The sequence below is a fragment of the Fructilactobacillus hinvesii genome (assembly GCF_024029435.1).
Taxonomy (GTDB): domain Bacteria; phylum Bacillota; class Bacilli; order Lactobacillales; family Lactobacillaceae; genus Fructilactobacillus; species Fructilactobacillus hinvesii.
On record NZ_CP097118.1, the window covers coordinates 1,419,417 to 1,440,147 of the forward strand.

The 20,731-nt window shown below is 46.7% G+C and carries 20 protein-coding genes; 4 read left to right on the top strand and 16 right to left on the bottom strand.

Translation table 11 applies throughout. The annotated features are described in order from the left end of the window. Positions 1 to 61 precede the first annotated feature (61 nt). The 10 genes from M3M39_RS07235 to M3M39_RS07280 form a co-directional block, all read right to left on the bottom strand. Positions 62 to 430: an FtsB family cell division protein gene (locus M3M39_RS07235; RefSeq protein WP_252797163.1), complete on the bottom strand. Its 369-nt coding sequence runs from the start codon at positions 428 to 430 to the stop codon at positions 62 to 64. 63 nt (positions 431 to 493) lie between these two features. After that, a complete protein-coding gene (locus M3M39_RS07240; protein WP_252797164.1) occupies positions 494 to 781 on the bottom strand; it encodes an RNA-binding S4 domain-containing protein in 288 nt (95 codons plus the stop codon). Beyond that, a complete protein-coding gene (gene mfd, locus M3M39_RS07245) occupies positions 771 to 4,298 on the bottom strand; it encodes a transcription-repair coupling factor (RefSeq protein ID WP_252797165.1) in 3,528 nt (1,175 codons plus the stop codon). The genes M3M39_RS07240 and mfd overlap by 11 nt, the downstream gene beginning before the upstream one ends. A gap of 24 nt (positions 4,299 to 4,322) precedes the next feature. Continuing rightward, positions 4,323 to 4,880 carry an aminoacyl-tRNA hydrolase gene (pth, locus tag M3M39_RS07250; protein ID WP_252797166.1) on the bottom strand — a complete coding sequence of 186 codons (558 nt, stop codon included), beginning with the start codon at positions 4,878 to 4,880 and terminating at the stop codon, positions 4,323 to 4,325. 84 nt (positions 4,881 to 4,964) lie between these two features. Beyond that, entirely contained in the window at positions 4,965 to 5,318 is a 354-nt protein-coding gene (locus M3M39_RS07255; protein ID WP_252797167.1) for a type II toxin-antitoxin system PemK/MazF family toxin, read from the bottom strand. Between the two features lie 32 nt (positions 5,319 to 5,350). Then, positions 5,351 to 5,587 carry a hypothetical protein gene (locus M3M39_RS07260; RefSeq protein WP_252797168.1) on the bottom strand — a complete coding sequence of 79 codons (237 nt, stop codon included), beginning with the start codon at positions 5,585 to 5,587 and terminating at the stop codon, positions 5,351 to 5,353. A 20-nt stretch (positions 5,588 to 5,607) separates the two neighbouring features. Next, complete coding sequence (gene alr, locus M3M39_RS07265) at positions 5,608 to 6,750, bottom strand: alanine racemase (protein WP_252797169.1); 1,143 nt, start codon at positions 6,748 to 6,750, stop codon at positions 5,608 to 5,610. 172 nt (positions 6,751 to 6,922) lie between these two features. Then, positions 6,923 to 8,401: a degradosome RNA helicase CshA gene (gene cshA / locus M3M39_RS07270; protein WP_274705465.1), complete on the bottom strand. Its 1,479-nt coding sequence runs from the start codon at positions 8,399 to 8,401 to the stop codon at positions 6,923 to 6,925. A 183-nt stretch (positions 8,402 to 8,584) separates the two neighbouring features. Next, complete coding sequence (locus M3M39_RS07275; RefSeq protein WP_252797170.1) at positions 8,585 to 9,985, bottom strand: UDP-N-acetylmuramoyl-tripeptide--D-alanyl-D-alanine ligase; 1,401 nt, start codon at positions 9,983 to 9,985, stop codon at positions 8,585 to 8,587. Between the two features lie 87 nt (positions 9,986 to 10,072). Beyond that, on the bottom strand, positions 10,073 to 10,870 hold the full coding sequence (locus M3M39_RS07280; protein WP_252797171.1) for a hypothetical protein: 798 nt from the start codon (positions 10,868 to 10,870) through the stop codon (positions 10,073 to 10,075). 180 nt (positions 10,871 to 11,050) lie between these two features. Here M3M39_RS07280 and M3M39_RS07285 point away from each other — a divergent pair, with 180 nt between their 5' ends. Beyond that, a complete protein-coding gene (locus M3M39_RS07285; protein ID WP_274705466.1) occupies positions 11,051 to 11,542 on the top strand; it encodes a low molecular weight protein-tyrosine-phosphatase in 492 nt (163 codons plus the stop codon). Beyond that, positions 11,535 to 12,788: a multidrug efflux MFS transporter gene (locus tag M3M39_RS07290; RefSeq protein ID WP_252797172.1), complete on the top strand. Its 1,254-nt coding sequence runs from the start codon at positions 11,535 to 11,537 to the stop codon at positions 12,786 to 12,788. The genes M3M39_RS07285 and M3M39_RS07290 overlap by 8 nt, the downstream gene beginning before the upstream one ends. A gap of 46 nt (positions 12,789 to 12,834) precedes the next feature. Here M3M39_RS07290 and M3M39_RS07295 read toward each other — a convergent pair whose 3' ends face one another. The 5 genes from M3M39_RS07295 to M3M39_RS07315 all read right to left on the bottom strand — a co-directional run bounded on the left by M3M39_RS07295 (position 12,835) and on the right by M3M39_RS07315 (position 17,347). Next, positions 12,835 to 13,080 (bottom strand): type B 50S ribosomal protein L31, encoded by a 246-nt coding sequence (locus M3M39_RS07295; RefSeq protein WP_252797173.1) that lies wholly within the window; start codon positions 13,078 to 13,080, stop codon positions 12,835 to 12,837. Positions 13,081 to 13,182: 102 nt separating this feature from the next. Continuing rightward, entirely contained in the window at positions 13,183 to 14,454 is a 1,272-nt protein-coding gene (locus M3M39_RS07300; RefSeq protein WP_252797174.1) for a UDP-N-acetylglucosamine 1-carboxyvinyltransferase, read from the bottom strand. Positions 14,455 to 14,553: 99 nt separating this feature from the next. Further along, on the bottom strand, positions 14,554 to 16,179 hold the full coding sequence (locus M3M39_RS07305) for a CTP synthase (RefSeq protein ID WP_252797175.1): 1,626 nt from the start codon (positions 16,177 to 16,179) through the stop codon (positions 14,554 to 14,556). Between the two features lie 151 nt (positions 16,180 to 16,330). After that, complete coding sequence (gene rpoE / locus M3M39_RS07310) at positions 16,331 to 16,867, bottom strand: DNA-directed RNA polymerase subunit delta (RefSeq protein WP_338028472.1); 537 nt, start codon at positions 16,865 to 16,867, stop codon at positions 16,331 to 16,333. A gap of 48 nt (positions 16,868 to 16,915) precedes the next feature. Beyond that, positions 16,916 to 17,347, bottom strand: coding sequence for a YwiB family protein (locus tag M3M39_RS07315; protein ID WP_252797176.1), 432 nt, complete (start codon positions 17,345 to 17,347; stop codon positions 16,916 to 16,918). Between the two features lie 112 nt (positions 17,348 to 17,459). On the opposite strand from M3M39_RS07315, the gene M3M39_RS07320 reads away from it, so the two are divergent. Beyond that, positions 17,460 to 18,842: an HD domain-containing protein gene (locus M3M39_RS07320; RefSeq protein WP_252797177.1), complete on the top strand. Its 1,383-nt coding sequence runs from the start codon at positions 17,460 to 17,462 to the stop codon at positions 18,840 to 18,842. Then, entirely contained in the window at positions 18,835 to 19,653 is an 819-nt protein-coding gene (yidA, locus tag M3M39_RS07325; protein ID WP_252797178.1) for a sugar-phosphatase, read from the top strand. Before M3M39_RS07320 ends, yidA begins: the two co-directional genes overlap by 8 nt. Positions 19,654 to 19,702: 49 nt before the next feature. On the opposite strand, the gene M3M39_RS07330 is transcribed toward yidA, so the two are convergent. Then, the gene (locus tag M3M39_RS07330) at positions 19,703 to 20,698 is read right to left on the bottom strand and encodes a ribose-phosphate diphosphokinase (RefSeq protein WP_252797179.1); all 996 of its coding nucleotides are present in this window, start codon (positions 20,696 to 20,698) and stop codon (positions 19,703 to 19,705) included. Positions 20,699 to 20,731 lie beyond the last annotated feature (33 nt).

Here is a 20,731-nt window from a genome sequence, read left to right on the forward strand (position 1 = left end):
CATTATAGCATAAAATCAGTTCAACGCGAAAAAAGCGAAAACCCCTTGGGTTTTCGCTTTTTTATTTGTTCACAAAGTGATAGTTGGTTTCACCCTGCTTGCCATAGTCGTACTTATTGTGAGCGAGCGCCTTCACATAGTCCTCGTTTTGCAAACGTTCGCTTCTTTTTTGGAGCCGTTGTTGCTCCCGTTTTCGCTTTTGCAACGTCGTCTGTTCCTGACGAATGTCTTGGTGCATCGACCGAATTTGAGCATTGGTGGTCACCAACTGAATCCCCAAAATCACGAATACTACTCCAAAAACACCAATTAATAGGGCTGCTCGGCGGATGCGCCGTTTCACAAGGGCACGATTGTGACCTGATTGATGAGAAGGACGTGATCCAATCGCTTCATGCAATTGAGCCACATTACTCTTTTCGTTATTCACCAACGATCACCTCTCACCTTGATTATTATTCTTGTTAATCATGATACAACAAGAACTTGTACTTTACAATAATTCATCGGCTTCTTTTTGATAATCCCGTTGGTATTCTTCATTCACAACTTCATACATTCCAATGGCATCCGTTTTTTTTGTGGTTTGTAAAAGAGCAACCACCCGAATGGTTAGGGTTTTGTTTCCAAACTGAATCATCACTTTGTCGCCTACTCCCACCTTACTAGCTGACTTTGCTGGTTTCTCGTTAATCAAAACTCGACCTTGATCAGCAATTTGCTTTGCGACAGAGCGCCGTTTGATGATCCGTGAGAGCTTTAAAAATTTATCAATTCTCATTTGTTTCTCCTTTACGTGCTGCTGGTTTAGCTTTTTCTAATGCTTGTACCAATCGGTTTAATTCATTAAGCCAGTCTGCTTCTTGCATGGTTGGCTGGATGATCAGTTTCAGTTGAAACCGTCCCGTTACCATTTTTACCGTCGCCCGAAAATCAGTGGTGGCAATGGCACGGAGCAAGTCCTGGCTGCGATAAATTTGTGATCCTTGCTTACTAATAGTGATCAGAATCGTGTGATCAGTTCGTTTAATCTGGTCCACCAGAGCGTAGTCTGCAACCATTTTGATAAAATCGACCGTCAAGAGGTTGGCCACTGCCACTGGATACTCACCAAACCGGTCAATTAAGTCACTCTGTAATTCCGTAAACTGGTCCTCACTGTCTAGTTGGCGCATCCGTTTGTATAGTTCAATCTTTTGCTGAGGATCCGTAATGTAACGGCTAGGAAGGTACGCTTCGATCCCCAACTCAATCTGGGCATCCGTTTTAACCGACTGCCGCTGTTGTCCCTGCTTTTGGGCGACTGCATTGTTTAACATTTGCGTGTACATGTCATACCCAACCGAATCAATGAAACCATGCTGGGCGCGTCCCAAGACGTTCCCTGCTCCTCGAATCGAAAGATCCCGCATGGCCACCTTGAACCCAGATCCTAACTCAGTAAAGTCCTTAATGGCTTCCAAGCGGTTTTCTCCTGCCTCGGTCAGTACCTTATTGGGTTGATACATAAAGTAGGCCTGTCCTACTCGGTTACTCCGGCCAATTCGGCCCCGAATTTGATACAACTGAGCCAATCCCATTCGGTCAGCATCCTCCACAAACAACGTATTAACGTTGGGCATATCAACTCCGGTTTCAATGATCGTGGTGGTCACCAGCACGTCGTAGTCCCCGTTCATGAAGTCATACAAAATTTGTTCCATCTGGTGTTCGGTCATCTGACCATGAATGTAACCAATCCGGGCATCCGGCAATAAGGTTTGCAGTTGATCAACCTTGGCCTCAATGTCTTTAACCCGATTATGCAGGTAAAAAACCTGGCCATCGCGTTGTAGTTCTCGTCGAATTCCGTCCACAATGGCCGCGTCATTTTGTTCCATCACGTAGGTCTGAATGGGATAGCGGTTGGCTGGTGGGGTTTCAATTACAGATAAGTCTCTGACGCCCATCATCGACATGTTGAGGGTTCGCGGAATGGGAGTCGCCGTTAGTGTTAACACGTCCACGTTCTTTTTCAATTCCTTCAATTTTTCCTTGTGTTTGACTCCAAAACGTTGCTCTTCGTCCACAATTAACAAACCTAAATCATGGTACTGCACATCGTTTGAAAGCAGCCGATGAGTTCCAATTACAATGTCTAACTGACCGGCCTTTAAATCGGCTAACGTTTGCTTGGTCTGGCGGGCACTGTTAAACCGTGACAACACTCCAATTGCGACCGGAAAGTTTTCAAACCGACTGGTCAACGTTTCATAGTGTTGCTGGGCCAGTACGGTGGTGGGCACCAGAAAGGCAACCTGTTTACCGGCCTCAACCGCTTTAAAAGCGGCCCGCATTGCTACCTCTGTTTTCCCGTACCCAACGTCCCCAACTAACAAGCGATCCATCGGATGGGGTTGTTCCATGTCATGTTTAATTTCATTCGTACTTCGAATTTGATCCGGCGTTGGTTGGTACGGAAAGGCCGCTTCAAATTCGAGTTGATAGTCATCATCCTCTGGAAAAGCAAAGCCTGGGGTCTGTTCTCGTTGGGCGTACAAATTGACCAATTCGTCTGCCATGTCATCAACTTTTTTAGCAACCTTACTCTTGGTCTTTGCCCATTCATTGCCCCCAAGTTTGTTGAGGCTGGGGTGTTGGTCTTCTGCGGCCACGTACTTTTGAATCAAATTTAACTGCGTGACGGGAATGAAGATATGGGCATCGTTGCGATAGGTAATCGTCAGGTAATCCTGATGCTTACCATCCACTTCCATCGTTTGCATCCCGTCGTAACGTCCAATTCCGTGGTTAACGTGGACCACGTAATCACCCGGTTTTAGATCCGTATAACTCTTGATGCGTTCGGCATTGGTAAAGCGTTGCTGCCGAACCCGACGGGGGTGCTGGCGTTCACTTACCCGTTGAAAGAGTTCGTGCTCAGTGATCACGGCTAGATTAGCGTCTGGCAGTTCAAACCCCATGGTGAGGTTCCCCGTTACAATCTGAACCTGATTAGGAACTAACTGGTCAATGCTGGTCGCGTTACAGTGAATTTCAAAATCCTGAAAGGTTTGTTGCACTTGGGTCAGCCGCTCTTCGTTAGCCACAACCACCACCACCGTGGTTAACGCCGCCTGGTAGCGCTCCATTTCCGTTTTCAGCAGGGGCATTTGACTAAAGAAGCGTTGCATCGGCCGCACCGTAACGTTCACGATTTCATCTAAGCGTAACCGGCCTAAGCCCTTTTGAAATAGTGATAACAAAAGCCACGGTTGGTGACTAGCACCTAACACCGTGGAGAGGTTTAAACTAACCGGTTGGTCGGAAAATAGCTGGTGTTGCTCTGCTACTGACGCTTTCCAGTTCTGCTCGTCTTGTTCTAACTGCTGATTAGCGTCTCGAATCCGAGCATAGTCATCAAAGACCACGATTCCATCTGGGGAAAGATAGTCTAATAATGAGGTTTCCTTTTGAAACAAATCATGAGCATAAATTTGCCACTCAGGATTAGTCACCTTGGTTTGCAAATCCTGGATTAAAGCGGCAATGTGCTCCTGTAAGGCTTGATCTTGGACTGATTGCAACTGTTTTTGGAAGCGACGAACGGCTTGTTCTCGATCCTGCGTGGTCGGCAAAAAATCAGTAGCCGGTAAAACGGTCACCGTCGTTTCATTCTCGATGCTCCGTTGACTAGCAGGGTCAAAACTTCGCAGGGAATCAATTTCTGTATCAAAAAAATCGAGGCGCACGGGATTTTCCGCATTGAGGGGATAAATATCCACAATCGAGCCTCGTACCGCAAATTCACCTGGCACAGCCACCAAATTCTTCCGACTGTAGCCCATGGCTGCTAGTCGTTGCTGTAACTGGGTTAGATCAAAATCATCTCCAAGGTGAACCACTAATTGAGCCGTTGCAAAATCAGCTGGCTGTGGTAATGCCCGTTTGAGTCCTGCGGTCGACGCCACTACGATGGCGGGGGCTCCAACTTGCAATGCATGCAGAGCCTGCACCCGTTCGGAGCGAAATTCTGGGGAACTAGTGGCAACTTCCGCTGCCAGTAATTCTTCGGCGGGAAACAGGTAAACGGGGATGTCACTTACGCCTTCACTAAACTCCTTCACGGCTTGTTCCGCGTGTTCCAACGTATCCGTCACGTAGAGAAGCGGCTTAGCGTGGTCCTTAACAATCGTTTCTAACAATAATTTTTGGGCAATGCCACTGGTACCAGTTACTAACTGTCGCTTACTCTTCGTTAAGTTCGCTTGAATTTGTTGATATTGGGGTAATGCTTGAAAAACTTGAGTTAAATTCACAACAATCCTTTCTGACCGACTTGCCTAGTTAAAGCGATTTTCGAGGGTCGGAAAATCGGCCCCGGCGATCCACTCATCTAACGCCTGTGTCGTGTGATCCAAGGCTTCCACCAGTGGTCCTTGTTGTTCTAAACTGAACTGACTGAGTACGTATTTAACCACGCTTTCGTGCTTCGGGTGATCTGTTCCAATCTTAATTCGATTAAACTGGTCGGTCTTTAGGTGTGCAATCAAACTTTTAATCCCATTATGACCGCCAGCGGATCCATGGGTGCGCAGGCGAATCCGCCCCACGTGCAGATCCATATCATCGTAAACCACCACTATGTCTTCTAAATCCAATTGGTAAAAGGCCATTAGGGGGCGTACTGCCCGTCCGGACTCATTCATGTAGGTCGTTGGTTTAACCAAAAGCACTTTTTCCCCGTCGATAAAACCACTGCCCAGGTCTGCTTCCATTTTATGTTGATTCACCTCAATTTGGTGGTCCTTGGCAAATTGATCGATTGCCATAAAGCCCGTGTTATGCCGGGTTCCTTCGTACTTAACCCCCACGTTTCCTAATCCTACAATCATTTTCATGCTAATTACTCCTTTGTTTTTTCACTAAGCAGAAAAAGAGACTGGCTACATTCCACCCTCTTCGCTTAACTATGTATGTTCCATTTAATCGGTTCCCACACTCAGGGCAAGGGCCTGATTAACCTGCCCCATGATGGTTGCCGATAAATGGGTCACCTTATCGCGCAATCGTTGTTTATCAATGGTGCGAATTTGTTCTAATAAAATCACTGAATCTCGTTCAATGCCAGTTTGTTTGGCAGCGATGGCAATGTGAGTTGGCATCCGTGGCTTACTAATCTGGGCCGTAATTGCAGCAACAATTACCGTTGGGCTGTAGCGATTCCCAATGTCATTTTGAATCACCAATACCGGACGCAGCCCCCCTTGTTCCGAGCCAACCACCGGTGATAAATCAGCAAAAAAAACATCACCACGCTTAATGGACGTTTCCCTCATTCAATCTAACCTTTCGTTCTTAAAGTCTGTGGTTACTGGATTTCATCGTAATATTTATTTAAATTGAAGATTGATTCATACTGACAGGCTGAGTATTCATCCACAATTCGTTGGTTTAATCCCGCCATGGACTGGTACCCATAGGCCATTTGATTCACAATCGGGTTCCGATTAAACCGAACGGCATTCATTGAAAGTGACTTGTGACTCCATTTACAATTAGTGGGTGCTCCCCATGTCTTACTCCCCTTGAGTAAATACGTTAGCATTATCAATCACCTCGAACTCTTTAGTCGTTTAAATCAGTTTGATAGTAAAACCGGGGCAATCGGTTCGAAAAACCACAGGCTAACTCGTAATGAATGGTCTGGCAATGCTCCGCCATTTCTTGCAGGGTAATTGTGTGCCCGTGATCGGTTCCAATTAAGGTCACCTTCGTGTGAACTGGAACCGAATTAGGTAACTTCACCATCAGTTGATCCATGCAAACCCGGCCCACAATTGGACACCGTTTTCCGTTTACAAGGACCAAAAAGCCCTGTAAAGAACGCCGCAATCCGTCAGCATATCCCAGCGGAATCGTCCCAATCCAGGTGGGTTCGGTAACGGAATAAGTCGCTCCATACCCGATGGAACGGCCCGGTTCGACCTGACGCACGGAAACTAGTTCCGAAGTCAGGCTCAGAGCGGGCGTGAGGGGAAATGGTGGTTTAATCGCCGTCCCCGAGGGATTGAGTCCGTACATTGCAATCCCATACCGGACGAGGTTTGCCTCTGGAACCGGATGCCACAAATCGGCCGCTGAATTAGCCACGGACACGTACCGCGGCAAGTGCTTAATTTCTCCTAATAGTTGGCGAAAATTATGCAGTTGAAAGTTAAAGTAGTGGTCATCCGGACTATCGGCCGTCGCAAAATGGGTATACAAACCCTGCCAATCAAACTGGGCTTGCAACTCGTTTACGGTTGCCACGAAGGCTCGAACCTCTTCCGGCCGCTGCAATCCAATCCGCCCCATCCCGCTATCAAGGGCCAAGAAAAATTTCAAGCGACCCGTCACGCGTAAGGACTGTTTCAGCTGGGCCGCAGCCCGTAACCATTCTGCATCCGCCACGGTCACCGTCACGTCATACTTAACCACCAAATCCACCTTGGTTTCATCGGTTAATCCGAGCACCAGGATGGGTTGCTCAACCAAGCCCGCTTTTCTCAGTTGAATGGCTTCATCTAAAACGGCCACACAAAAGCCAGTGGCCCCAGCAGCAGCTGCTGCCCGAGCAACTTGGACCGCTCCGTGACCATAACCATCGGCTTTGACCACGGCGAATAACTTGCTTCCCGGCGTCAAGCGCTCCACCGCCTGGTGCACATTTTTACGAATAGCAGTTTCGTTGATTAAAATTTGTCCGTTTCGATTATTTGCAACGACCATGATGCTCTCCTCGTTCGTTAAATTGTTCTCATTATATCATTTTCAGTTCTAAACGAAGGGCAGAAATCCCTTGTTGGTTGAAGAAATCTGGCCTAGTAGTGCTAAGTAATTTTATTTGCTAACAAAAAAAGTCCCTTAGCGGTTAAACTAAAAGACTCTCAGCGTTAATTAATTAGTGCTTCTTTTTAATGACAAAATTATTTTTGCGGCCGTGATGCCGATCACCGTGGTCACGATGATCATTATTCCGACGGTTACTTCGGTAGTTACTAGAGCCACCTCGGTGATTGTTACGCCGATAGCCACCACTATGACGACCGTTTCCTCGACCTCCATGACTCTTTAATGGGCGTTCGGGAGTAATGTGTACCTTCACCTGTTCTCCGGTTAACTCATTCAGCAAAGCAGCCGCAAGGTCTAAGCTATCATAACGATCCACTAACTCCTGCGCAGCCGCCTGGAAACGGGCGGTATCTGTCTTGGTAATTAATTTTTCCGCGTCAGCCTTTGCAAACTGAAGTTGACCAGCAAGGGCTTCATCAGCAGTCGGTGGCTTCAATGGTAACATCCGGACCTTCGTTAACTTTTCAATCCCACGCAGATAGCTCATTTCGCTTGGAGTTACAAACGTAACGGAAGTTCCATGCCGACCGGCCCGACCGGTCCGACCAATCCGGTGTACATAACTTTCTGGATCCTGGGGAACATCAAAGTTATAAACGTGGGTTACGCCAGAAACATCAATTCCCCGGGCAGCCACATCAGTTGCCACCAAATAATTAATCCGATCTCGCTTGAACTCGTTCATAATTTGGGTTCGCCGGTTTTGGGTCAAATCCCCGTGTAGTCCAGCTGCCTTATAACCGCGAGCAACCAACCCCTTCGAGACTTCATCAACCCGCCGCTTGGTCCGACAGAAAATGATGGTTACCTTCGGTTGGTTAACGTCAAACAACCGCGTCATCGTATCGAACTTTTCAACGTCTCTAACCTTTACGTAATACTGGTCTACCAAGTCTGTCGTCAGTTCTTTGGCTTTCACCTTGACCTGCTTTGGATCAGTCATAAACTGAACCCCCACTCGTTTGATGGGAGCAGGCATCGTTGCGGAAAAGAGCATTGTTTGTCGGTCCGCAGGGGTTTGTTTGATAATCTTTTCAATATCCTCTAAAAAGCCCATGTTAAGCATTTCGTCGGCTTCATCAAGTACCAAGAACCGCACGTGATCCAACTTAAGGGTGTGTCTTTGGATGTGGTCCAATAACCGACCGGGAGTTCCGACGATAATTTGGGGCTTCTTCTTTAGGTCATAAATTTGTTTCCGGATGTCTGACCCACCGTATACAACTTGAGCCCGTGCCCCCTCGGTCTTACCCAATTTTTGAATTTCACGTTGAGTCTGAATGGCTAATTCTCGGGTGGGAGAAATAACTAACGCTTGGACATCAGGGTTGTTGACGTCAATCCCTTGCAGGATGGGAAGGGCAAACGCAGCCGTTTTTCCGGTTCCCGTTTGTGCTTGACCAATCACGTCTTCCCCGTTCAGGGTCAGTGGAATGGTCTGTGCTTGAATGGCAGTTGGTTCCGTGTATCCATTCGCTGCCACTGCTTCTAACAGACTAGCTGTTAGTCCTAAATCTTCAAAATTCAAATGTGTTCCTCCTACTTGTTGAACCATCAGGGTAAATTCAACCCCACTCTTGAAAAAAATCCGTTTTTCGCGTTTCAAGTGGAATCTGATTTACAATTTATCTGCTCGTTCTGCCTACAAAATCGTACTTATTTTTAAAAAAGCAACCTCTCCAGCATACCGCAAATGTCAAATTTAATCAAACTATTCCTTCGTTAGTTTGGTTAAGGCCGCTAGCACTTTTTCTAAATGTAACCCGTGGCTAGCCTTCAAAAGCACCTCATCTCCAGGAGCAATGTGACTTCGCAACGCGGTCGTTAGCTTAGGCAACTGTTCTTCCGTATAATGAAACAACGTCGTTTCTGGTTGGTAACAATCCATCAGTGCTGTAAAAAGAGCCGTCATCTTGCTTCCAACCAAAAAGACCATGGGAAATGTAGCCGGATTTAGGGCTGATGCCAGTCCGGCATGCATGGCTTCTGATTGGTCGCCCAGTTCCAACATGTCACCTAAGACCACAATTCGTTTCCCATCTAGTTCGGTATCAGCAAACGCCTGCAACACGGCCCGGACCGCCGTTGGATTTGAGTTATAGACATCGCTTAAAATCATTTCTCCCTGATTACCCGGTACCCATTCAGCCCGGTTGGCAGTAAGATCCGGATGAGACAGTCCGCCCCGCAGATTTGCTGGAGTGACCTCTAAGAGCTCTCCGACGCTTAGGGCTGCCAGTGCGTTGTTAACGTTGTAGTCGCCAAGCAGTGGAATTGTAAATTCAAAGTCCTGCCACCGGTTCGTCTCAAAGCGGGTTTCCTGATCACTTTCCGTGATCTTGGTTGGATAAATATCATTCGTTCCCTGCCGACCAAAGGTAAACCGTCGTGGGTTCGTGCGAACGGGCTGGTCCGTTAGCAACGGTTCATCGCCATCGTAAACAAAAACGCCATCACTTGATAGTCCATCTGTGATTTCTAGTTTAGCCTGGGCAATCTTGGCTCTGGTCCCAAAGAACTCAATGTGAGCCTCTCCAATCATGGTAATCACCGCAATATCTGGCTGTACCAGTTCACTTAGTCGGTGGAGTTGTCCGGGACGATCCATTCCCATTTCGACCACCAGCACCTCGGTGTTTGAACTCATCGACAAAATCGTAATGGGAACCCCAATTTCATTGTTAAAGTTGTCCTGGGTCTTTGTGACGTTAAACGTGGTTTGCATCACAGCCGCAATCAAGTCCTTGGTCGTCGTTTTCCCATTACTGCCGGTCACAGCCACAACCTTGGGATTAATCTTAGCCAGGTAATATTTTGCAAGGTCCTGGAGCGCCGTCAACGGATCAGAGACGATAATGAGCGGAAAATCATCCGGAACCCCATCTGTTGATCGGTCTTTAGACCACAATGATGCCACGGCCCCGTGTTCACTGGCACTTTTTACGTAATCATGACCGTTCCGCTTTCCTCGTAAAGGAACGAATAATGCTCCAGCAGTGAGGGCTCGACTATCAAATGCTACGGAAGTTACTTCAAGTGAAGTTGCAGTTGCAGTTGCGGGGACTAATTCGCCCTGGACCGCTTGCGCAATTTCAGCTAGTCTCATTTTCATATAATTAATACTCCTAAGATGCAAAATCATCGCACAAAATGCAATCAGTCCTATTATAACATTAATGAAAAAAGAACCGAATTGCCCCTAAACAAAGTCGTTTAAATCGGGATCCTCGTGCTGTTCATCAAGTTCAATCGTCCACTTATTACTCATCGTATTGTAGGTCAGGGTTCCCACCCGACCCGTTTCGGCTTGGAGCTGTTCGACACTACTCCAAATCACCTTTTCTGGCTCCGCTTTTTTTACAAACACTGGGATTTCAAAGCGGCGGTGGATTTCCTTCGTCAGATCAAAGGCCAAAATCATTCCACGGCGACTAATCCAAATTAACCGATCTAAGATTACCTGATCAAGGTCCTTAATCGGCAGAGGCCGGGAAAAAATCCGCCGAGAATTACGAAATTCACGCAGATGACGTTTAATGCTGAGTGCTAAAATGTGATCCTGCTCAGCAAAGTCAAGAAAATAAATCCGTTTAAACCCATTGTTACCACCTACATACACAATCTGATTCCGTAATTTCCCTAAAAAAGGCGTTCGCTGGTAGGTGGGAATCCCCATGTGTCCCAGATAGAGCAAGTCTGCAATCTCTCCATCTGTGAGCGAATCAATTCCATCTTCCGTTTGGTAGTTAATCCACTTGGTATTACTTTTTGAGCCTGGCTCCCCTAAAATATACTCACGGACCTGGCTTCGACCAACCACGAGCGGAAACTTGGCGTGCGAGTTATACCGGTTGGACCGTTCAAAATCATCATTTAGCAGCAAAATGCTATGTGGAATTTCACTAACTCCGTTAATAAAGTCGGCCGCTGTAATGCCCCAAGCCACGCCGAAACGTTCGGTGACACTCACGCGTAGATAAATGAGATTGTTTAGCATGTGCTCACCCCTCAATAATTCAATCGTTTCCAATTATACGCCCTCGCAGCTAGTAAAAAACAAAAAATTACCGTTTTTTCAAAAAAGATCCGCCACTGAATTAATCAAAACAATGCCGTTTTTCCGGGGAATTTGCTATTATGGATAATACAAGCATTTTTAAGATTGGAGTGAATAAACGTGAAACCCACTAACGTGTTATTCGTTTGTTTGGGAAATATCTGTCGTTCGCCGATGGCAGAAGTAATGTTTCAACGATTAGCCAACACACATGGCGTTTCTAATCATTACCGGATTACTTCTGCAGCCACTAGCGACGAAGAAGCGGGGAATCCGCCCCATCCAGGAGCACTGCAAACGCTCCAAAAACATCAGCTCGATGCCAGTCAGCATCGTTCGCATCCCCTCACTGCATCAGAAGCAGCCGCTGCCGATTGCATCATCACCATGGACCACAGTAACTTAGCTGAAGTTCAACGCTTATTACCACCAGCTGAACGAGCTAAGGTGCACCTGTGTATGGACGTTGTTCCCGGTAAAGCCGGTAACAGCATTGCTGATCCATGGTATACCCATAAATTTGAAACCACCTACCAAATGCTAAATGAAGCGTTACCCCTCTGGTTAGAACGTTTAGAACAAAAACGACAGGAGGCGAGCCCTCATGAGTGAAGCTGAACCCGAAACGGGCGATTCAGCCCCCTTTGTCGTTCCGAAAAAAATCTGGCACCAAAATCTAATTGCCCTCTGGGTCGGACTCTTCTTAACCAGCATGGGTTTTAGCGAACTAATGCCGTTCCTTTCTTTGTACATTGAGAGTCTTGGAAATTACACGCGTAGTGAACTAAGTCTTTATAGTGGCCTCGCCTTTTCAGCTTCTTTTATCGTAGCTGCCGTGGTTTCTCCCCTCTGGGGGAGTCTAGCCGATCGTTACGGACGCCGTCTCATGCTGCTCCGTGCCTCACTGGGAATGGCCATTTGTGTGCTCTTAATGGGGTTTGCCACCAACGTGTGGATGATTATCGGCCTGCGCTTTATCCAAGGAATTTTTTCCGGTTACATGCCAAACTCCAACGCCCTATTAGCAATTCAAGTTCCAAAGAAGGAAAGTGGGAAAGCCCTGGGGATTCTCTCCACCGGCGGGGTGTCTGGTGCATTATTTGGCCCCTTTTTAGGGGGAATCTTAGCATCCATTTTTAGTTACCGGGTCACCTTCTTCATCACGGGGAGCCTAATGTTAGTGGTCTTCTTTGTGACTCTCTTCTTTGTTAAAGAAAAGTTTCAACCGGTGGCAAAGGAGGATAATCTCCACACTAAGGAAGTCATTCACATTCTTCCCCACCCCAAGTTAATCTTTGGGATGTTTGTGACGACCATGATTATTCAGGCCTCTAACAACTCCATTTCTCCCATCCTCTCCCTGTACGTCAAACAAATCATGCATGGCAGTCCAACGGTAACCTTGTTTAGTGGAATCGTAGCCGCCGTGCCGGGAATTTCAACCCTTGTCGCTGCGCCCCGGTTGGGTGCCATTGGAGATCGGATTGGTTCAGAAAAAATCATGATCTTTGGTTTCATCCTGGCCATTTTCCTCTACATCCCCATGGCATTCGTTACCAACGTCTGGGAATTAATGGCCCTCCGGTTCTTACTCGGGGTTTCCAACGCCTGCATGCTGCCTGCGGTACAGGCCATCATCGCTAAGAACACCCCAGCGCAAGTAACCGGTCGGATCTTTAGTTGGAACCAATCCTTTCAGGCGGTGGGAAACTTTACGGGTCCCATGATTGGTTCGGTGGTTTCTTCCATCTTTGGTTACTCGGGAGTTTTTATCTCGACTTCAATCCTGGTACTGCTAAACCTCTGCCTTGTATTAAACGACACCAAAGGTTTACGCCGCAGCCATCAAACCAAATAAAAAAAGCTTCTTCCGTTTTGGAAGAAGCTTTTTTGATTGGCATTCCTTAGTTGGCGAAGCCGTATTTCTTGTTGAAACGGTCCACAGCCCCATCGGCTTGGGCAGTTTTTTGCTTCCCAGTGTAGAATGGATGGGAATCAGATGAAACTTCCACCCGAATCAATGGGTAAGTCTTACCGTCAATGTCAATCGTTTGTTCAGAAGTAGCGGTTGAGCCCGTAATAAACTTGAAGCCCGTACCTGAATCTTGAAAGACTACTTCATGAAAATCTGGATGAATTCCTTTTTTCATAATAATCTCGCTCCTTTGCCCTGAATTTATAAAACCCAGAGATTGATGTCAATATCTCAACTTTTGTAGTGTATCATTAATCTAACTTCCGTGCAACCACGCCTAATCAAGCTGATTAATCAACTCAACGTCCGCATGCAAGTCCATTAATTTCCGTTCAATGTTATCGTATCCGCGCAAAATATTGTCACTTTTTTTAATCACGGTCTCTCCCTGAGCCATCAGCCCGGCAATCATCAGTGCTGCTCCAGCGCGAATTTCACCAGCAGACACTTCTGCTCCGTGTAACTCCTGCGTAGGATGCACAATAATCTGGTTGCGGTCATTAACACTAATCTTTGCTCCTAACTTTTGAAGCTGAGTGATGTGCTTTTGTCGTTTAGGATAAATCGTGTCAGTGATGACACTCTCGCTATTGGCCGTTAGCAATAATGGCGTTAGCGGCTGTTGCCAGTCCGTTGCAAAATGCGGAAATGGGGCGGTTGTGACGTTCACACCCTTTAATGTTCCCCGCTTTTTAACGTAGACCGTATTATCAACCACCGTTAGTTGAACCCCCATTTCTTGTAACTTAGCAAGAAACGGACGGAGATGATCAGGAACCACATTCTTAATCAAAACTCCATCTCCAACCGCAGCAGCTAACGAGAGGTAGGTCCCGGCCTCAATTCGGTCAGGAATCACCGTATGGGTCTTAGTTGAGCGCAGGTGACTCACCCCTTCAATCCGGATGACGTCAGTTCCAGCACCAGTAATGTTGGCACCCATTTCGTTTAAAAACGTAGCAATGTCAACGATTTCTGGCTCTTGAGCCACGTTATGAATCGTGGTCACTCCCTTGGCCAACGTTGCTGCCAGCATCGCATTGATCGTGGCCCCGACGGACACCATCTCAAAGAAGATGGGGGCACCGGTCAACCCCTCTTCGGTAGCATCGATGTACACCGTATCACCATTTTCGGTTACGTGCGCACCTAGTGCTTCAAACGCCCGAATGTGTTGGTCGATGGGGCGGGGACCAATGTTGTCTCCCCCTGGAAAACTAACCACCGCACGGTGAAATTTTCCAAGCAACGCTCCCATGAAGTAGTAAGAGGCTCGCAGCTTCTTAATTGCTTTACTGGGCAAGCGACCAGTTTTAATTTCAGTAGGATCGATTTGTAACACGCCATCCGTAAAATAGGATGAAACGTTCATTGATTGGAGAATTAACATTAGATTATGAACATCTAGAATATCCGGAACCATGTCTAACTTAACCGGGTTGTCGGACAAAACGGCGGCAGGAATCAACGCAACCACGCTGTTCTTAGCTCCACCAATTGTCACTTCCCCATGTAAGGGACGGCCCCCATGGATTTTCATAATACTCATTGGCTTTAATCCTCACTATCTTACTTGATTGTCACGACTTCAATCATAAGTAAAAAAGCGTTGGATTACAATACATTCCCGTAATTGAAGGGAAAAAATTTATTTTGCTGACTTCTCCCGAGCTTCATGGTGCTTCGTCGCAGCAGCCACAAAGGCTTTAAAAAGCCCTTCTGGTCGGTTCGGCCGGGATAAGAATTCGGGGTGGTATTGCGCCGCCACAAAGAATTGCTTGTGCGGAACTTCAACGATTTCTACCAACTGGTCGTCAGGGGAAGTTCCAGAAATTACCAAGCCGGCATCCTCTAGTTCTTTTCTAAATTGATTGTTAAATTCGTAACGGTGCCGGTGCCGTTCGGAAATTTCTTTTTGATTGTCGTAAGCGGCCGCCGTTTGGGTCCCAGGTTTTAATTTCGCTGGGTAAGCACCTAACCGTTGCGTTCCTCCCATTCCAGAAACATCGTTTTGGTCAGCCATCAGGTCAATCACGTTGTGCTTGGTATTTTGATCAAACTCGGTGGAGTTGGCATCTTTGTATCCTAACACGTCGCGAGCGTATTCAATCGTGGTGACCTGCATCCCAAGACAAACTCCCAGAAACGGAATATCATTTTCCCGAACGTAGCGAATTGCCGTAATCATTCCTTCGATTCCCCGACTACCAAAACCACCAGGAACGATGATTCCATCAAAGTCAGCTAGGACTTCTACAACGTTATCATCCGTAATCTTTTCGGCATCAATGTTAGTAATCTTAACATCGGCGTCAGCAGCATAACCAGCGTGTCTAAGGGCTTCATCAACTGAGATGTAGGCATCCTTTAACTTCACGTACTTGCCTACCAACGCGATGTTCACCGTTTTGCTCAGATGACGAATGTGGTTTTCCATCTGCTTCCAATCTTCCATATTAGCTTCTGGAGTCTTCAGCTTAAAGTGCGCTAAGATTTGATCGTCCATTCCCTGGGCTTGGAAACTTAATGGTAATTGGTACAAGTTCGGAGCATTAATAGATTCGATGATACTCTTTTCGTTTACATCACAGAACATCGAAATCTTCTTCTTCATGCTTTCTGGAATTTCTTTTTCTGAACGTAAGACCAACATGTCTGGTTGAATCCCCACACTCCGAAGTTCTTTTACACTGTGTTGGGTCGGCTTAGATTTCATCTCACCCGCTGCTTCTAGATACGGAACCAAAGTCGTGTGAATGTAGTAAGTATTATCAAAACCGGCTTCGTTTCTCATTTCCCGAATTGCTTCTAAGAACGGTAGGGACTCAATGTCTCCAACGGTTCCACCAATTTCAGTAATAACAACGTCCGAATCGGTCGTCTTAGCAGCCCGCATGATCTTTTCTTTAATCATACCCGTGATGTGTGGGATTACTTGAACGGTAGCTCCCAGGTAGTCTCCATGCCGTTCTTTTTCCAACACTTCTTGGTAAATTTTGCCGGTCGTGACGTTCGAATACTTATTTAAGTCGTTATCAATAAAACGTTCGTAGTGACCTAGGTCCAAGTCCGTTTCCGTCCCGTCATTTGTCACAAATACTTCTCCATGTTGGTATGGATTCATCGTTCCCGGATCCACGTTAATATATGGATCAAACTTTTGCACTGTCACTTTTAACCCCCGGTTTTTCAATAACCGTCCGAGTGACGCTGAAACGATTCCCTTTCCGAGTGATGAAACCACACCACCGGTTACAAAAATATACTTTGTCATATCAATCGACTCCTATCTAAGTCTAGAATTACGGAAACAACAAAAAAAGCTCCCCGTTCTCAAATTGAAGGGGAGCTTTGGAATTCGAATGCTTTACATTTCGTAAAGTGCCCAAGAAAGATGATAATAAAAAAATGTTGCACCGTCAAGTTTAATCTTCTTGATCATCATCCTCGTCTTCTTCATGATCCTCGTCATCTTGAAGTTCAACGTCATCGATGTCATCGTGAAAGTCTTCATCTTCCGGATCGTCGTTGTCGTAATCAATTTCGTCATCATCTTCAACAATGTCATCGTCATCCTCTGGATCATCGTTTTCGTAGTCAATCACATCGTCTTCATCGGAAGCATCCGCTAGGAAGGCATTAATCTTGTGCCGTTTCTTTGACTTCGGTTGGTCATCACCTTCACTGGCCGTAGCTTCGTCGACTGATTCGTATGGATACCAAGTCCGTAAGCCCCAGACGTTGTTACCAAGCGAAATAAAACTCCCATCGACGTTTAGGTCTGTGTAAAATTGGACGAGCTTATCCTTAATTTCTTGGTCACTAAAGCCCGTGTATGCTTGAATGGCATTTACTAAGTCAGGAAACTGCATTGTTTTACCCTGATCTGCCAAGATGGCATGGGCAACTTCAATCATTGATAATTCATTTTTGTTGGTTTCATCGAGCTTTTTAAGTTCCAAATTAGACACACGCCTTTCTAGTTTACCGTTATACTTCATGATACTAACTTATCGGTAAAATTGCAATCGAATCTGGTGGTTACCAACCTCTTCATCATTCGTAAAAATCCGGTAGTCGGCCCTGACCGTTCCTTGCAACGATTCTAAGTCCAATTCTGCCTGGACCGCCGATGCTTCGGCTTCTAATTGGAGCTTTCCATACGGCGTCACATCAACGTTTTGCGTTCGTTGTCCTGCAATCAAGTGGAGGGTGAGTTGACTCTCCCCGCGACGACTAATCCGCACGGAATCCGGCCCGTCAATTTTATAGGTTACGGGGACATCCGCATCCAGTGTTTCGTTAAAACGCAGGTACACGGTCTCTCCCAGCTGTAACAGTTGGCCGGCCGCTTCAAAGTGGTGATGTTCCTCATTATCTCCCTGGTGCAAAATGGTTTGCCCTTCAATATGAATCGGCTTTCCTAGCTGTTTTTTGGTCATTTTACCTAGTCCTTTCTCAATCTAATGGTTGCTAACTAATGGTTATTACGAAATTTGCCTCTGACGAATTACCAGCGATACGCTATAATGGGAGGAAAACGGAGGTGAAAGCATGAGCTACCAGACGGAAAAATTAAAACAAGAAAAGGTCATTAGAGACCCCGTCCACAGCCACATCTACATTCAAGATCAAATTATCATGGATTTGATTAACACGACGGAGTTTCAACGTCTGCGTCGGATTCATCAGCTTGGCACAACATCGTTAACCTTTCCTGGCGCTGAGCACACCCGGTTTTCGCATTCACTAGGCGTCTATGAAATTGTTCGGCGGATTTGCAATCATTTCCAACGCAACTATCCCACTCAAAACGGTGGACAGGACGGCCTGTGGGACGACCATGATCGGTTGGTTGCTGAATGTGCCGGCCTTTTGCACGATATTGGCCACGGAACTTATTCGCATACCTTTGAACACATCTTTCATACCAATCATGAAGAGATTACGCAGGCCATCATCACCTCAAAGGAAACGGAAGTTAATCAGGTGCTCCGCCAAATGGGGCCTAATTTCCCCAATCAGGTGGCCAGCGTGATCAATAAAACCTATCCCAACCAACAGGTGGTCCAAATGATCTCCAGTCAGTGTGATGCTGATCGGATGGACTACCTCCTGCGGGATTCGTATTTTACCGGGGCACAGTACGGAAACTTCGATCTTGACCGCATTTTACAGGTGATGCGGCCCTACGAGCATGGCATTTGCTTTAAAAAAAGTGGGTTACACGCGATTGAATACTACATCGTCTCCCGCTATCAAATGTACCTGCAGGTCTACTTTCACCCGACATCTCGGTCAATGGAGGTCATTTTAGCCCACCTCTTGAACCGCGCCCGGCTGATTGCCCAGCATCCAGAGCAGTATCCGGAAGAATTTCAGCCCGGACTCCTGCAACCGTTTTTGACCGAACAGTTTGACATAACCCGTGATCTGACGCAGTACTTGCAACTAGACGATGGGGTCTTGACGACTTCCTTTTCTGGCTGGCGCACCTTTCCGGATCCCATTTTAGCGGATTTATCCACGCGCTTTTTAGACCGTAAACCGTTTAAGTCCGCGCAGTTCACGGAAGAAACTAAACCCCTGTTAGCTCACTTACGTCAGTTGGTGGATGCCGTGGGCTTTGATTCGACCTACTATACCGCTACCGATAACAGCTACAATCAGCCCTACGACGTCTACGATCCGACTGACCAACATCCCAACGCCCAAATTGAGCTAATGGAAAAAGATGGTAGTTTGATTGAACTGTCCCAGGCGAGTCTGTTAGTACAAACCATCACGGGAAGAGACGTGGGTGACAGTCGCTTTTTCTTTCCTAAGGAAATGTTTCAGCCCGAAGCAGCCGGCTTATTTGCGGAAACCGCCACTCAGTTTCAAAGTTACATTCAAAATGATCACATTATTCAACCAAAGGAGTCACTTCATGACTGACATTAAATTAATTGCCATCGACATTGATGGTACCCTGCTCAACGAAAAAAACGAACTCGCTCCAGCCACCATTACCGCCATCAAGCAGGCGCGCCAACACGGCCTCAAAATTGTCCTGTGCTCAGGCCGACCGCTCGCCGGCATCCGGCCGTACTTAAAGCCGCTCGGTCTGAGCGGTGCATCTGAATATGCAATCGCCTTTAACGGTTCTGTTGCCGAAGATTTAACCGGCCAGGTGATCTTTGAAACCAGCGTCCACTACGAGGACTTTTTAGAAATCGAAATGATGTCACGGGAAATGGGCGTTCACTTCCAGATTGAAACCACCGACGGCATTTACACCACTAACCGTGATATCAGTCCTTACAGCGTCTTTGAAAGCCAGTTAGTTAACCTTCCGATTCATTATCGCACCCCCGAGGAAATCACGCCCGAATTTAACATTGCCAAATTAATGTTCATTGACGAACCAGACAAAATTGATCTCGCTAACCACAACATTCCCGACTCAATTAAACAGCGCATGGGAGTGGTAAAGAGTACGCCCGTCTTCTTGGAATTCATGAACGCCAATGCCGGCAAGGGAACTGCTGTGAAACACCTCGCTGAAAAGTTGGGCTTTACCGCTAGCAACGTGATGGCGATTGGAGACCAGGAAAATGACCTCAGTATGATTAAATACGCGGGGCTAGGTGTCGCCATGGGGAATGGAATTGACGACGTTAAAAACGCGGCACAATTCATCACCAAACCCAACAGTGAAGATGGAGTAGCATACGCTATAAACCATTTTGTCAATGATTCCGATTAATCTGCTCCGTAGAAAAAGAGTGATTTAGCAACTGCTAAATCACTCTTTTTTAGTCGTGTTTCATTTCGTCCATTTCGTAGTTAAACCGGGAATTAAACAACGGGCTCACCGGCCGGTTTTGGTCAATTCGTAAAATGGCATCACCAACGAGGGGTGCCACGGAAATTTGCTTAATCTTAGCAATTTCCTTTTCTGCTGGTAACTGAATTGAATCCGTAACCACCACTTGCTTAATGGGGGACTTTTCCAAGCGGTCCGTTGCTGGTCCAGATAAGACCGGATGAGTACAGCAGACGTACACTTCCTTGGCGCCAGCGTCAATCAAGGCCTGAGCCCCCTGCGTAATGGTTCCCGCGGTATCAATCATGTCATCAATCATGATGGCCCGCTTCCCCTTCACGTCACCAATGATATTCATAATCTTAGCCACGTTAGCTTTGGGCCGCCGCTTATCAATAATCGCAATTGGATCACTCAAAAATTCGGCCAACGCCCGGGCCCGCGAAACGCCACCGTGATCCGGAGAAACCACCACGGCGTCTTCATTCAAATGATTTTGAATGAAGTAGTCTGCCAACAGTGGAGCCCCCATTAAGTGGTCAACTGGAACGTCAAAGAAGCCCTGAATTTGAGCTGCATGGAGGTCTAACGCCACCACCCGAGTAATCCCAGCGGTTTGCAACATATCGGCAACTAGCTTAGCGGTAATTGGTTCGCGAGACCGGGCCTTACGATCCTGACGCGCATAGCCGTAGTATGGAATCACAACGTTAATCGTTGCGGCACTAGCCCGGCGTAAGGCATCCACCATAATCAAAATTTCCATCAGGTTATCGTTGACGGGATTAGAGGTCGACTGGATGATGTACACGTCATCCCCCCGGACACTTTCATCAATCGTAATTTTAATTTCACCATCACTAAAGTGGGAAACCGATGCTTTTCCCAGCGGGATTCCAATGTGATCCGCGACCTTTTCGGCAAGTGGTAGGTTGGAATCTAACGCAAAAATTTTCATGTTTGAATCAGTTGTTTTGGTGTCCATAATAGCCCCCGTTAGTAATTTGTCCTCTCCACT